The organism is Pseudomonas sp. GW821-FHT01D09 (genome assembly GCF_059422465.1).
In genome coordinates, this window is sequence record NZ_JBWKWY010000012.1 from 53,639 (window position 1) to 67,786 (window position 14,148).

Consider the following 14,148-nt stretch of genomic DNA (forward strand, 5'->3'; position numbering starts at 1 on the left):
CGCCCCATGAATGCCGCAAAACGCCTGGAGATCTTTCGTCGGTTTCACGAGGACAACCCGGAGCCCAAGACCGAACTGGCCTACGCATCGCCGTTCGAGTTGCTGATTGCCGTGATCCTGTCTGCGCAATCGACGGATGTGGGCGTCAACAAGGCCACGGCCAAGCTGTTTCCCGTGGCCAACACCCCCGCCGCGATCCATGCCCTGGGGGTTGAAGGGCTGTCGCAGTACATCAAGACCATTGGCTTGTACAACAGCAAGGCGAAAAACGTCATTGAAACCTGCCGATTGCTGGTGGAGCTGCATGGCGGTGAAGTGCCCCAGACCCGCGAAGCGCTTGAGGCGCTGCCTGGCGTAGGCCGCAAAACGGCCAATGTGGTGCTCAATACGGCGTTTCGCCAATTGACCATGGCGGTGGACACCCACATTTTCCGCGTCAGCAACCGCACAGGGCTGGCGCCCGGCAAAAATGTGGTGGAGGTGGAGAAGCAATTGATGAAGTTTGTACCCAAACCTTACCTGCTCGACTCTCACCACTGGCTGATCCTGCACGGCCGTTATGTGTGCCAGGCTCGCAAACCACGCTGTGGCAGCTGTCGCATCGAAGATTTGTGTGAATACAAGGAAAAGACGTCGGACGATTGAGCAATCATTGATTTTATTGATCAGTCGATTGAAAAAATCTTTTTTACCCGGTGCACGATTGTCGATATAAGGAGCGCCAACGGCAGTCTTAGCCTGGAGTTAACCTTATGAGCACTGGCAAAGAACAATTGGATGTAGAAGACGACTTTGTTGCCGCAGACACTGAAGAGACAGTCGATGCACCTGTAGAAGTAGCCAAGACCAATTTGAGCAAACGCCGCACCATCGACAACCTGCTGGAAGAACGACGCTTGCAAAAACAGTTGGCCGATTACGATTTCGATCTCTAGCCAAGCGATCACACAGAAGCCTCCGCTCTGGAGGCTTTTCCTGCCTGTTGCTCCCTGCTTCCTAAACCAGGCCGTTACGCTGGGCGAGCTCGATCAGGTCCACCAGGGACCGGGCATTGAGCTTGAGCAACAAGCGCGTCTTGTAGGTGCTCACGGTTTTGTTGCTGAGGAACATGCCGTCGGCGATTTCCTTGTTGGTTTTCCCCTGGGCCAGTTGCTGCAACACCATCATCTCCCGGCCTGAGAGCCGCTCGACCATATCCGCTTCGCTGGTGTTGCCCTGGGTGGAACGCACCGAGTTGAGTGCCTGGTTGGGGAAGTAGCTGTAGCCAGACAGCACCGCCTTGATCGCGCTCAGCAACTCGGTGAGATCCTGCTGCTTGCACACATAGCCCGCTGCGCCCGCCTGCATGCAGCGCATGGAAAAGTGACCTGGCGCCTGTGACGTCAGCACCAACACCTTGAAAGGTTGCGCCTGCTTTGTGGAAGACAAGCGACAAATAACTTCCAAACCGTCAAGTTTGGGAATTCCAATATCCAGGATGACAATATCCGGCATATGCTCCCGCGCTAGTTGCAATGCGTCGACTCCGTTATCGGTCTCTGCAACGACCTCATAACCATGACGCTCCATTAGCATGCGTACAGCAAGGCGAATGACGGGATGATCATCCACGATCAGCACTTTATTCATGGGCAAGTCCAATTTCGCTGTTCGAATTATTCAGAACCCGCACAATAGCCTAGTCGTTTCCTCCTTGGCATAGCACTCCCCCCCAAGTAATAACAAGCAGAGACCCAACCCACAAAGTTATAAGAATAAGCCTACAAAAAAACGCCTATATGGATGTGTCGGTTATTGTTCAGCCTTTCAGAACTTTCCGTGGGCAAACATATTTTGATCAAAAAAAGCACCACCAACCCCGGAAAAGTAAACAGACCGCACGCTATCTTCAGGAAATGCCCCTTGCACGGGTTACACCCAGGGTGTGATGGCGCCGAAAAACCGCCTCCAAAAAAGTTCCCTTGGTGTAACAGCGACTAACAATACCTAGAATCATCTGACAGATATTTCTACAAATAAAATTGAACCCGTCATCTTTCCTACTCAATAAACGAATGATTTCAAACACAAACAATGCCGCACGCCTAAAACACCAACTTCCAGATACAAAAATCAAAAGCCAAAATAATAAACAGTAACAACCTCAAACTTCAGAAAAACATTAAACATTGATAAACGAAACCGGGCACCCTGAATTACAGGCAAAAAAAATGGCCCCTTTTCGAGGGGCCATTCTTTATGCGGCTTCAGGCACTTCAGAACAACTTGCGGCCCTTGTTGGCCGCAATGCGCATGCGCAGTGCGTTGAGTTTGATGAAGCCGGCGGCGTCGGCCTGGTTGTAGGCACCGCCATCCTCTTCAAAGGTCGCGATGTTGGCATCGAACAGCGACTCATCGGACTTGCGCCCGGTAACGATCACGTTGCCCTTGTACAGCTTCAGGCGCACAACACCGTTCACGTGGACCTGGGAAGCATCGATCATCTGTTGCAGCATCAGGCGCTCAGGGCTCCACCAGTAGCCGGTGTAGATCAGGCTGGCGTACTTGGGCATCAGCTCATCCTTGAGGTGAGCCACTTCGCGGTCCAGGGTGATGGACTCGATGGCGCGGTGAGCGCGCAGCATGATGGTGCCGCCCGGGGTTTCGTAGCAGCCACGGGACTTCATGCCCACGTAGCGGTTTTCCACGATGTCCAGGCGACCGATACCGTGTTCGCCACCGATACGGTTGAGGGTCGCCAGCACGGTGGCCGGGGTCATTTCGACACCATCCAGCGCGACGATGTCGCCGTTGCGGTAGGTCAGCTCCAGGTACTGCGGCTTGTCGGGAGCGTTCTCCGGGGAGACGGTCCACTTCCACATGTCTTCTTCGTGCTCGGTCCAGGTGTCTTCCAGCACGCCACCTTCATAGGAGATGTGCAGCAGGTTGGCGTCCATCGAGTACGGGGACTTTTTCTTACCGTGGCGTTCGATCGGGATGGCGTGCTTTTCAGCGTAATCCATCAGCTTTTCACGGGACAGCAGGTCCCATTCACGCCAGGGAGCAATCACTTTTACACCTGGCTTCAAGGCATAGGCACCCAGCTCGAAACGCACCTGGTCGTTGCCCTTGCCGGTGGCGCCATGGGAAATGGCGTCTGCGCCGGTTTCGTTGGCAATTTCGATCAGGCGCTTGGCAATCAGCGGACGTGCGATGGAAGTACCCAGCAGGTACTCGCCTTCGTAGACAGTGTTGGCGCGAAACATCGGGAAAACGAAATCGCGGACGAATTCTTCGCGCAGGTCGTCAATGTAGATCTCTTTGACGCCCATGGCTTGCGCCTTGGCTCGTGCAGGTTCGACCTCTTCGCCCTGACCCAGGTCAGCGGTAAAGGTCACCACTTCACAGTTATAAGTATCCTGCAGCCACTTGAGGATCACCGAAGTGTCCAGGCCGCCGGAATACGCGAGAACGACCTTGTTTACGTCGGCCATGCCATCACTCCACGGGGTTTTACGGAAAGGCGTCGATTCTACCGATCAAAACCGTGAAATTACAGGGGCGCGACAGCAAATGAAGATAAAGCGACAGATTATGTCGGGCGAGCGACGAATAGCCGCACCTAAGAGGTCGCCGCCGCATTCGCCGGGGCCGTGGCCTGGGGTGCCGGTTTCTCGGGAGCCGGCACGCGGTCGAGGTGGATATTCACCCGCCGGTTCTTCGCCCGGTTGGCTGGATTGGTATTGGGCACCAGGGGGTAACGTTCACCGTGGAAACGCAGCACGATCTGCGACTCGGGGATGCCGTTGGCCTTGAAGAAGTCCATCACGGCCAGGCCGCGGCGGCGGGACAGGTCGCGATTGGTCAGGCGATTGCCGCTGTTGTCCGAATGGCCGTCCAGTTCAATATGGTTGACGGTAGGGTCGGCCTTGATGAACTCAAGCATCACCATCAACTTGGCCTTGGCGGCCGGATCCAGGTCGATACCGCCGCCCGGAAAGCCGACTTCAGCCTGCTTGACCTGCTCGAAATTCATCGGCAGCAATTTCGCGGTACATAACTGGTAATCGCTGTAGGCCTTGTTGAAGCGCACCGGCAGCAAGCGGATTTCCGAATAGCCGCCATCCCGGGAATAGTGGCGCACGGTGGGGCTGCGGCCATCGAGCAAGCCATTGAACAGACGCCCGGCCTGGGCCTGGGAGCTGTTGAACAACACATCGCCGCTGCCTGCCCGCACGGCACCGAGGCTGATATCACCGCGCCCGGGCTGCCACGGCGCAGCCGCCGCCAATAGTGTTGCGGAGCCAACGCCCAGCGCACTGTTATAGGCTTTGAGACGGAATGTCGCCTGCTCGCCGGCCCGGCGCACGAACTCACCCGAGCCAAAATCGGTGATTGGCTGGCTCAAGCGGCACTCGAACTTGTCGCCTTCCACCTTCCACTCAATATTTTCCAGGCGCGTCTGGAACGTCAGGGCCATCGCGGGCAGGCTGGCGAACACGCTGAGCAGGGCTAGATATTGCTGGCGCACGGGAGGCTCCACTGGTTTCTACAACACAACAAGGCGTCATACATCGTTAAGGCATACCCAGGGATATCGGTCACGCCCTGCAAAACTTGATAGCGAGTGCCTGCAAGAGTCTTTTCCGGTAGCATTCCCACCAGATTGACCCGCCTGGAATCCCCAATGTCCGACCGCCTGACCCTGCTGCGTCCCGACGACTGGCATATTCATCTTCGCGATGGTGCTGCGTTGCCCCAAACCGTGGCCGATGTTGCGCGCACGTTTGGCCGCGCCATCATCATGCCTAACCTGGTACCTCCGGTACGCAATGCCGCAGAAGCCGACGCCTATCGCCAGCGCATCCTCGCTGCACGACCGGCCGGCAGCCGCTTTGAACCGTTGATGGTGCTCTACCTGACCGACCGCACCCAACCCGCCGAAATCCGCGCGGCCAAGGCCAGCGGTTTCGTGCATGCCGCCAAGCTGTACCCGGCCGGCGCCACGACCAACTCCGACTCCGGCGTGACCAGTATCGACAAGATCCTGCCCGCCATCGAAGCCATGGCCGAAGTGGGCATGCCGCTGCTGATCCACGGGGAAGTGACCCGGGGCGATGTCGATGTGTTCGACCGTGAGAAGATCTTTATCGACGAACACATGCGCCGTGTGGTCGAGCTGTTCCCGACCCTCAAGGTGGTGTTCGAGCACATCACCACCGCAGACGCCGTGCAGTTCGTCACCGAGGCTTCGGCCAACGTCGGCGCGACCATCACCGCGCATCACCTGCTGTACAACCGCAATCACATGTTGGTGGGCGGGATCCGGCCGCACTTCTATTGCCTGCCGATCCTCAAGCGCAACACCCACCAGGTGGCGTTGCTCGATGCCGCCACCAGTGGCAGCGCGAAATTCTTCCTCGGCACCGACTCGGCGCCCCACGCCCAGCATGCCAAGGAAGCGGCCTGTGGCTGTGCTGGCTGCTACACCGCCTATGCGGCGATCGAGCTGTACGCCGAAGCCTTCGAGGCGCGCAACGCCCTGGACAAACTCGAGGCCTTCGCCAGCCTCAATGGCCCGCGTTTCTACGGCCTGCCGGCGAATACCGACCGTATTACCCTGGTCCGTGAAGACTGGGCCGCCCCCACCAGCCTGCCATTTGGCGAGCTGACCGTTATCCCGCTGCGCGCCGGTGAAACACTGCGCTGGCGCCTGCTGGAGGAACACCCGTGAGTGAAGACCATTACGACGACGAACAGGAACACGGTGGCGGCGGTTCGCGCCACCCGATGGCCGAGCGCTTTCGCGGCTATCTGCCTGTCGTTATCGACGTAGAAACCGGCGGCTTCAATTGCGCCACCGATGCGCTGCTGGAAATTGCCGCGACTACCATCGGCATGGACGAACAGGGTTTTGTGTATCCCGAACACACCCATTTCTTCCGCGTCGAGCCGTTTGAAGGCGCCAATATCGAAGCCGCGGCCCTGGAGTTCACCGGGATCAAGCTCGACCATCCGTTGCGCATGGCCGTCAGCGAAGAAACGGCCTTGACCGACATCTTCCGTGGCGTACGCAAGGCCTTGAAGGCCAACGGCTGCAAACGCGCGATCCTGGTCGGGCACAACAGCAGCTTCGACCTGGGCTTCCTCAACGCCGCCGTGGCGCGCCTGGACATGAAGCGCAACCCGTTCCACCCATTCTCCAGCTTTGACACCGCCACCCTGGCTGGCCTGGCTTATGGCCAGACCGTACTGGCCAAGGCATGTCAGGCAGCCGGTATTGACTTCGACGGCCGTGAGGCCCACTCGGCTCGCTACGACACCGAGAAGACCGCCGACCTGTTCTGCGGCATCGTCAACCGCTGGAAACAGATGGGCGGCTGGGAAGACTTCAGCGACTGATTACATCGCTAAATCCCGCGCATAAAAAAACCGGCCCTCTCAGGCCGGTTTTTTTCACCGCGAACCTGGCTTACAGCTTGCCAGCGTTCTCGGTCAGGTAAGCCGCAACGCCTGCTGGCGAAGCGTTCATGCCTTTGTCGCCTTTTTTCCAGTTGGCCGGGCAGACTTCGCCGTGCTCTTCGTGGAATTGCAGAGCGTCGACCAGGCGGATCAGCTCTTCCATGTTACGGCCCAGCGGCAGGTCGTTGATGATCTGCGAGCGCACAACGCCCTTGTCGTCGATCAGGAACGCGCCACGGAAAGCCACGCCGCCTTCGGACTCAACGTCGTAGGCCTTGGCAATGTCGTGCTTCATGTCGGCAGCCATGGTGTATTTGACTTTGCCGATGCCGCCATCATTGATAGCGGTGTTGCGCCAGGCGTTGTGGGTGAAATGGGAGTCGATGGAAACGGCAACCACTTCAACGTTACGCGCCTTGAAATCGTCCATGCGGTGATCCAGGGCGATCAGCTCGGATGGGCAGACGAAGGTGAAGTCCAGCGGGTAGAAGAACACCAGGCCGTATTTACCTTTGATGGCTTCAGACAGCTTGAAGCTGTCAACGATTTCGCCATTGCCGAGGACGGCCGGGACGTCGAAATCCGGGGCTTGTTTACCGACGAGTACGCTCATGGGTTATCTCCTGATGGTAATTGAAGTAAATGGACCGCCCTTGAGTCTGCCGTGCATTGACGACAGGCCTGTGACGCGATCACGCTTCGTAAAGACCGACCATCATACCTGAAAAAAACCGTTCGTCAGTGAGGGCCCCATGGCAGGCAACGGTTTGAGAAAGCACTTTGACAATCATTCTCGTTAACATTAAGATCCATCGCACTTAAGCCTTAAACCGCGATGGTTCTCCCTTATGTATGTCTGCCTCTGCACTGGCGTCACCGACGGACAAATCCGCGAAGCGATCTATGAAGGTTGCTGCAGCTACAAAGAAGTGCGTGAAACCACCGGCGTTGCCAGCCAATGCGGCAAATGTGCCTGCCTTGCCAAGCAAGTGGTACGGGAAACCCTGACAAAGCTGCAGGTGGCCCAGGCCGCGATCCCCTACTCGGCAGAATTTACACACGCTTAATTTGACGCGTTTTAAAGAACCGGACTTAGTGTCCGGTTTTTTTATGCCTGTAATTCAAACAGTTAGCGCCAAGACGCGGAACACAAACATTCTTATTCCGATTAATTTTCATTTATTATTCAATAACTTAGGTTTGACACTCGTCATTGTGCCGCTCAAACTCCGCCCTATATACAACGAACACAGGGCAGGACCCCAATCATGAAAGGCGACATCTCAGTCATCCAGCAACTCAACAAAATCCTTGCCAATGAACTGGTCGCGATCAATCAGTACTTCCTGCATGCCCGCATGTATGACGATTGGGGCCTGGAAAAGCTCGGCAAGCGTGAGTACAAGGAATCGATCAAGGCCATGAAGGACGCAGACGCGCTGATCAAGCGCATCCTGTTCCTCGAAGGCCTGCCGAACGTCCAGGACCTGGGCAAGCTGAACATCGGCGAGCACACCCTGGAAATGCTCAACAGCGACCTGGGCTTCGAGCGCAAGAGCCATGCCGACCTCAAGGCCGCCATCGCTCACTGCGAAACCAAGGGCGACTTCGGTAGCCGCGAACTGCTGGAAGATATCCTGGAAGACCAGGAAGAACATATCGACTGGCTGGAAACCCAAGTTGGCCTGATCGACAAAGTGACCCTGGAGAACTACCTGCAATCGCAGATGGGTGAGTAACCCATCGCCTGCCGGTAAACATCAGGCACAAAAAAGCCCCGCTCTCGCATGAGAAGCGGGGCTTTTTATTGTGCGCCAGTTACGCTTCGGTCTTGGCCGCCGCTTTTTCGGCAGCGTCCTTGATCAGCGCCTGCAACGAACCATCAGCCGCCATTTCGGTGATGATGTCGCTACCGCCGACCAGCTCACCGGCTACCCACAGTTGTGGGAAAGTAGGCCAGTTGGCGTACTTGGGCAGGTTGGCGCGGATTTCCGGGTTTTGCAGGATATCGACGTAGGCGAACTTTTCGCCACACTGCATCACGGCCTGGGAGGCCTTCGCGGAGAAGCCGCACTGCGGGGCATTCGGGGCGCCCTTCATGTAAAGCAGAATGGTGTTGTTAGCAATCTGCTCTTTAATCGTTTCGATGATATCCATGGAACACCTCGGCTGGAACTTTGCGACTCACAGGTCGGCACGGTGGCGCATTGTAACGCAAAATCCCAGCGTGGTGCTCGGGCTCCCCGACAGACTCACTGCGTCACGCCGCCGCGACCTGCACCGGCACACCGTTCAACGCCGCGTTGCCCGACAGCTCGTCCAACTGCCGTTCATCCGTCAGGTCGTTGGCACTGGCCCCCGGCTGCGCGCTGGCAATGCTCATGTGCACGCCCGGGCGGTCATGACCCCAGCCGTGGGGCAGGCTGACCACGCCGGGCATCATCTCCAGGCTGGCCTGCACTTGCACTTCGATCATGCCGATTCGCGAACTGACCCGCACCCGCTGCCCGTCACTGAGCTGGCGACTGGCGAGGTCATCCGGGTGCATCAGCAGTTGATGCCGCGGCTTGCCCTTCACCAGCCGGTGATAGTTATGCATCCACGAATTATTGCTGCGTACGTGCCGGCGGCCGATCAGCAGCAACTCATCGACCTTGGGCAGCGGTAAAGCGGCAAACCGCGCCAGGTCCGCCAGGATCACTGCCGGTGCTGCCTGCACCCGACCACTGGCGGTTTTCAAGCGCCCGGCCAGGTTGGCCTTCAGTGGCCCCAGGTCCAGGCCATGGGGATGTTCGGCCAGCATCGCCACCGACAGCTTGTGCGTGGAGGCGTCGCCATAGGCCCCCGCCCGCAGGCCGAGGTCAATCATCTGCGCCGGTGCCAGGGTCGGCTTGAGCGGGTGGCCGGTGCGGGCCGCAAACGCCTGGGCCAGGCCGACGAAAATCTCCCAGTCGTGCAACGCTCCCTCGGGCTTGGGCAGAATCGCCCGGTTGAAGCGCGTGACATTACGCACCGCAAACATATTGAACGTGGTGTCGTAGTGGTCGTTTTCCAGGGCCGAGGTCGATGGCAGGATCAGGTCGGCATAACGGGTGGTTTCGTTGATATACAGGTCCACGCTGACCATGAACGCCAAGCCATCCAGGGCCTGCTCCAGTTGCCGCCCGTTGGGGGTGGACAACACCGGGTTGCCGGCCACCGTCACCAGTGCACGGATTTGTCCTTCGCCCTCGGTGAGCATTTCTTCGGCCAGGGCCGACACCGGCAGCTCACCGCTGTATTCCGGGCGCCCGGACACCCGGCTCTGCCAACGGTTGAAGTGCCCACCGGAGGTGGCCGCCACCAGGTCCACCGCAGGTTCGGTACACAAGGCGCCGCCGACCCGGTCCAGGTTACCGGTGACCAGGTTGATCAACTGCACCAGCCAGTGGCACAAGGTGCCGAATGCCTGGGTCGACACCCCCATGCGCCCGTAGCAGACCGCCTTGTCTGCCGCCGCAAAATCCCGCGCCAACTGGCGGATCTGTTCGGCCGGCACCGCGCACCGGGCGCTCATGGCCTCGGCGGTCAAGCCCGCGACGGCGCGGCGCACCTCGTCCAGGCCGTCCACTGGCAAGTGGCTGTCACGGGTCAGGTGCTCGCTGAACAACGTGTTGAGCAACCCGAACAGCAACGCCGCATCGCCACCGGGGCGCACAAACAGATGCTGGTCGGCCATGGCCGCCGTCTCGCTGCGCCGAGGGTCGACCACCACCACGCGGCCGCCCCGAGCCTGGATGGCTTTCAAGCGTTTTTCCACGTCCGGCACGGTCATGATGCTGCCATTGGAGGCCAGTGGATTGCCGCCCAGGATCAGCATGAAGTCGGTCTGGTCGATATCCGGGATCGGCAGCAACAGGCCATGGCCATACATCAGGTGGCTGGTGAGGTGATGGGGCAACTGGTCCACGGACGTCGCAGAAAAGCGATTGCGCGTCTTCAACTGCCCGAGGAAGTAGTTGCTGTGGGTCATCAAGCCATAGTTATGCACGCTGGGGTTGCCCTGGTACACCGCCACCGCATTCTGCCCATGCTGCGCCTGGATCCCCGCCAGCCGCTCGGCTACCAGGGCAAAAGCCTCATCCCAGGGGATCGGCTGCCATTCGCTGCCCACCCGCAACATAGGTTGGTGCAGGCGATCGGGATCGTTCTGGATATCCTGCAGGGCCACAGCCTTGGGGCAGATATGGCCACGGCTGAAGGTGTCCTGGGCATCCCCTTTGATCGAGGTGATGGCAATGCTGCCATCATCCGAGGTGGTGGTTTCCAGGGTCAGGCCGCAAATGGCTTCGCACAGGTGGCAGGCACGGTGATGGAGAGTCTTGGTCATGGCCAGTCTCTTTATTAGGGCTTTGGCCCGACTATGGGCCGCACTCCTCAGGGGCGCCAGCAACGTTCGCCCCGTGAATCAATGGGCATCAGGCCAGGCCATGGGTAAGCATGAGCAAATGTTTCAAAAACCTCCCACCCCGCCCTGGAAACCGACACAACCGGGCCCGGCGCCGCCATCACGCATTGCAAAAGGTCGCGACGCCAGTGTACAAATGACCCGCTGCTGTCCGTAAACAGGCCTCAAAAGTGCAATTCCCGCCCCTTTGAACCCCCCTAAAAAACCGTAGCCTATTGGTAAGACGCGACATTTAGTGTCAATATCGCGCCTTCCCCTATTTCGTCGCCCCGTGCGGCTTTCGCCGCAGGTCTCGCCCGTTGTCACAATAAACAAGGCTTTGAGTATCTGCGGTCTGTTGCAAAAAGGTAGTTAATGATGAGCGCAAGGCACTTTCTCTCCCTGATGGATTGCACGCCCGAAGAGCTGGTCAGCGTGATCCGTCGAGGCATTGAGCTTAAAGACCTGCGTAATCGCGGCGTACTGTTCGAGCCTTTGAAAAACCGCGTACTCGGGATGATTTTCGAGAAGTCGTCCACCCGTACCCGCCTGTCTTTTGAAGCCGGCATGATCCAGCTCGGCGGCCAGGCCATCTTTCTGTCGCCACGGGACACCCAACTGGGCCGTGGCGAGCCGATCAGCGATTGCGCCATTGTCATGTCGCGTATGCTCGATGCGGTGATGATCCGTACCTTTGCCCACAGCACCCTCACCGAATTTGCCGCCAACTCGCGGGTGCCGGTGATCAACGGGCTGTCCGATGACCTGCATCCGTGCCAGTTGCTCGCCGATATGCAGACGTTCCTCGAACATCGCGGCTCGATCCAGGGCAAGACCGTGGCCTGGATCGGCGATGGCAACAATATGTGCAACAGTTATATAGAAGCGGCGATCCAGTTCGACTTCCACCTGCGCATTGCCTGCCCCGAGGGCTACGAGCCGAGCGCCGAATTCCTGGCCAAGGCCGACGCCCGCGTACAAATCGTGCGCGACCCGAAAGACGCCGTGATCGGCGCGCACCTGGTGAGCACCGACGTCTGGACCTCCATGGGCCAGGAAGACGAGACCGCCAAGCGCCTGGCCCTGTTTGCGCCGTATCAAGTTACCCGTGAGTTGCTCGACCTCGCCGCGCCGGATGTGCTGTTCATGCACTGCCTGCCGGCCCATCGCGGCGAAGAAATCAGCCTCGACCTGTTGGACGACCCGCGCTCTGTTGCCTGGGACCAGGCAGAAAACCGCCTGCACGCGCAGAAGGCCTTGCTGGAGTTCCTCGTGCCGCCGGCGTATCACCACGCATGAGCCAGCCACTTCTGCTGAATCTGCGCAATCTGGCATGCGGCTATCAGGACCAACGGGTGGTGCAGAACCTCAACCTGCACCTCAATGCCGGCGATATCGGTTGCCTGCTGGGCTCCTCGGGCTGCGGCAAGACCACCACCCTGCGCGCGATTGCCGGGTTTGAGCCGGTGCACGAAGGTGAGATCAACCTGGCGGGCGAAGTGATCTCCAGCGCCGGCTTTACCCTGGCACCCGAGAAACGTCGCATTGGCATGGTGTTCCAGGACTACGCACTGTTTCCCCATCTCAGCGTGGCCGACAACATCGGCTTCGGCATTCGCAAACACCCGCGCAAAGAGCGCGTGGTCGCCGAACTGCTGGAGTTGGTCAACCTGAAGAACCTGGGCAAGCGCTTCCCCCACGAACTGTCCGGTGGCCAGCAACAGCGCGTGGCCCTGGCCCGTGCATTGGCACCGGAACCGCAATTGCTGCTGCTCGACGAGCCGTTCTCCAACCTTGACGGTGAACTGCGGCGCAAGCTCAGCCATGAAGTGCGGGACATCCTCAAGGCCCGTGGCACCAGTGCGATCCTGGTCACCCATGACCAGGAAGAAGCGTTTGCCGTGAGCGATCACGTCGGCGTGTTCAAGGAAGGCCGGCTGGAACAGTGGGATACGCCCTACAACCTCTATCACGAACCGCTGACGCCCTATGTCGCGAGCTTTATTGGCCAGGGTTACTTTATCCGTGGCCAGTTGAGCTCGCCGGAATCGGTCAGTACCGAACTGGGCGAATTGCGCGGTAATCGTGCCTATACCTGGCCAACCGGCTGCGCGGTGGATGTCTTGCTACGCCCGGATGACATCGTGTATGCACCGGACAGCGCCTTGAAAGCACAGATTGTCGGCAAGACCTTCCTGGGCGCCTCGACCTTGTACCGCTTGCAGTTGCCGACCGGTGCCCAGCTGGAGTCGATTTTCCCCAGCCATGCCGATCACCTGGTAGGGGCGCACGTGGGGATCCGCGTGGCGGCCGAGCACCTGGTGTTGTTCCAGGCTTCGGGGAGCACGGCGGCGCAGATTGCGCAGGTAGAGTCCGGTGTGCGGCGCTATAGCACCGCCAGCTGAAGAAACCGAATCCACCATGTGGGCTTGTGCTTGTGTGGGAGCTGGCTTGCCAGCGATAGCATCACCTCTATGTGGCTGACAGACCGAGGCGCCTGCATCGCGGGCAAGCCCGGCTCCCACAGAGGCCAGCTCCCCCATTTGATCCCATGGCTCTTGAGGTCAAGCCCGGCCAATCGGCGCAAATGCCCCCTGGGTATGTTCGGCCAACACCGTCGCCGCCAACTCCACTTCCAACCCTCTCCTGCCCGCGCTGACAAAAATTGTCGCAAAAGACTGCGCGCTCACATCGATGAACGTGCGCAGGCGCTTCTTCTGCCCCAACGGGCTGATCCCTCCCAACAAATAGCCGGTCGCGCGCTGCGCCACCGCCGGGTCGGCCATTTCGACTTTCTTCACGCCTGCCGCGTGCGCCAGGGCCTTCAAGTCCAGGCTTCCGACGACCGGCACCACCGCCACCAATAACTCATTTTTTTCACTGCTGGCGAGCAAGGTCTTGAACACCCGCGCCGGGTCGAGACTCAACTTTTCCGCGGCCTCCAGGCCATAAGAGGCCGCCTTGGGGTCATGTTCGTAACTGTGGATACGATGTTCGGCGCGAACTTTTTTCAACAAGTCCAATGCGGGGGTCATGGGGGCTCCAGGCTTGGGGAAAACGTGGAAAAACAGACCGCCGATTCTAGGACAAACCCAGGCAAAACGCTCTAGTGCAGGGGGCTGTGCGACGAATCCGCGCAGATCCTGGCCATGCTTGCCACCCGTTGCGTCGCCGTGTTGCCGCGATCATTCATCACATTAATAGTTTGAAAATGACCAACCGTTCACTTTCGACCTTTGACAGCGGTGTTTCTTGTCTATATTTTTTCGTTTCCGAATACT

The 14,148-nt window shown here is 58.9% G+C and carries 15 protein-coding genes; 8 read left to right on the forward strand and 7 right to left on the reverse strand.

Translation table 11 applies throughout. The features are described 5' to 3' along the window. The first annotated feature begins 6 nt into the window (after window positions 1-6). Together nth and AC07W7_RS13510 are read left to right on the forward strand one after the other, a co-directional pair. Complete coding sequence (gene nth, locus AC07W7_RS13505) at window positions 7-645, forward strand: endonuclease III (protein ID WP_076965284.1); 639 nt, start codon at window positions 7-9, stop codon at window positions 643-645. Window positions 646-752: 107 nt separating this feature from the next. Next, complete coding sequence (locus AC07W7_RS13510) at window positions 753-935, forward strand: PA3496 family putative envelope integrity protein (RefSeq protein ID WP_076965283.1); 183 nt, start codon at window positions 753-755, stop codon at window positions 933-935. Window positions 936-996: 61 nt separating this feature from the next. Here AC07W7_RS13510 and AC07W7_RS13515 read toward each other — a convergent pair whose 3' ends face one another. The 3 genes from AC07W7_RS13515 to AC07W7_RS13525 form a co-directional block, all read right to left on the reverse strand. Next, window positions 997-1,629 (reverse strand): response regulator transcription factor, encoded by a 633-nt coding sequence (locus AC07W7_RS13515; protein ID WP_032858436.1) that lies wholly within the window; start codon window positions 1,627-1,629, stop codon window positions 997-999. 626 nt (window positions 1,630-2,255) lie between these two features. Continuing rightward, window positions 2,256-3,473 carry an argininosuccinate synthase gene (locus AC07W7_RS13520; protein WP_029295244.1) on the reverse strand — a complete coding sequence of 406 codons (1,218 nt, stop codon included), beginning with the start codon at window positions 3,471-3,473 and terminating at the stop codon, window positions 2,256-2,258. A gap of 128 nt (window positions 3,474-3,601) precedes the next feature. Further along, a complete protein-coding gene (locus AC07W7_RS13525; RefSeq protein ID WP_495039477.1) occupies window positions 3,602-4,510 on the reverse strand; it encodes a flagellar protein MotY in 909 nt (302 codons plus the stop codon). Between the two features lie 156 nt (window positions 4,511-4,666). On the opposite strand from AC07W7_RS13525, the gene pyrC reads away from it, so the two are divergent. Beyond that, the gene (gene pyrC / locus AC07W7_RS13530; RefSeq protein ID WP_495039478.1) at window positions 4,667-5,713 is read left to right on the forward strand and encodes a dihydroorotase; all 1,047 of its coding nucleotides are present in this window, start codon (window positions 4,667-4,669) and stop codon (window positions 5,711-5,713) included. Next, the gene (gene rnt, locus AC07W7_RS13535; RefSeq protein WP_099167728.1) at window positions 5,710-6,381 is read left to right on the forward strand and encodes a ribonuclease T; all 672 of its coding nucleotides are present in this window, start codon (window positions 5,710-5,712) and stop codon (window positions 6,379-6,381) included. Before pyrC ends, rnt begins: the two co-directional genes overlap by 4 nt. 70 nt (window positions 6,382-6,451) lie before the next feature. Here rnt and AC07W7_RS13540 read toward each other — a convergent pair whose 3' ends face one another. Continuing rightward, on the reverse strand, window positions 6,452-7,054 hold the full coding sequence (locus AC07W7_RS13540; protein WP_032858443.1) for a peroxiredoxin: 603 nt from the start codon (window positions 7,052-7,054) through the stop codon (window positions 6,452-6,454). 235 nt (window positions 7,055-7,289) lie between these two features. On the opposite strand from AC07W7_RS13540, the gene AC07W7_RS13545 reads away from it, so the two are divergent. Next, window positions 7,290-7,508 carry a bacterioferritin-associated ferredoxin gene (locus AC07W7_RS13545; RefSeq protein ID WP_038442994.1) on the forward strand — a complete coding sequence of 73 codons (219 nt, stop codon included), beginning with the start codon at window positions 7,290-7,292 and terminating at the stop codon, window positions 7,506-7,508. A gap of 201 nt (window positions 7,509-7,709) precedes the next feature. After that, window positions 7,710-8,180 (forward strand): bacterioferritin, encoded by a 471-nt coding sequence (gene bfr, locus AC07W7_RS13550; RefSeq protein WP_038442996.1) that lies wholly within the window; start codon window positions 7,710-7,712, stop codon window positions 8,178-8,180. A gap of 79 nt (window positions 8,181-8,259) precedes the next feature. On the opposite strand, the gene grxD is transcribed toward bfr, so the two are convergent. Next, window positions 8,260-8,598 carry a Grx4 family monothiol glutaredoxin gene (gene grxD, locus AC07W7_RS13555; protein WP_032858447.1) on the reverse strand — a complete coding sequence of 113 codons (339 nt, stop codon included), beginning with the start codon at window positions 8,596-8,598 and terminating at the stop codon, window positions 8,260-8,262. 103 nt (window positions 8,599-8,701) lie between these two features. Beyond that, entirely contained in the window at window positions 8,702-10,810 is a 2,109-nt protein-coding gene (locus tag AC07W7_RS13560; protein WP_076965204.1) for a molybdopterin oxidoreductase family protein, read from the reverse strand. Between the two features lie 435 nt (window positions 10,811-11,245). Here AC07W7_RS13560 and argF point away from each other — a divergent pair, with 435 nt between their 5' ends. Both argF and AC07W7_RS13570 read left to right on the forward strand, forming a co-directional pair. Beyond that, window positions 11,246-12,166, forward strand: coding sequence for an ornithine carbamoyltransferase (gene argF / locus AC07W7_RS13565; protein ID WP_032858449.1), 921 nt, complete (start codon window positions 11,246-11,248; stop codon window positions 12,164-12,166). Continuing rightward, window positions 12,163-13,272, forward strand: a complete 1,110-nt coding sequence (locus tag AC07W7_RS13570) for an ABC transporter ATP-binding protein (RefSeq protein WP_169900147.1) — start codon at window positions 12,163-12,165, stop codon at window positions 13,270-13,272. The genes argF and AC07W7_RS13570 overlap by 4 nt, the downstream gene beginning before the upstream one ends. A gap of 159 nt (window positions 13,273-13,431) precedes the next feature. On the opposite strand, the gene ybaK is transcribed toward AC07W7_RS13570, so the two are convergent. Further along, window positions 13,432-13,902, reverse strand: a complete 471-nt coding sequence (ybaK, locus tag AC07W7_RS13575; protein WP_495039479.1) for a Cys-tRNA(Pro) deacylase — start codon at window positions 13,900-13,902, stop codon at window positions 13,432-13,434. Window positions 13,903-14,148 lie beyond the last annotated feature (246 nt).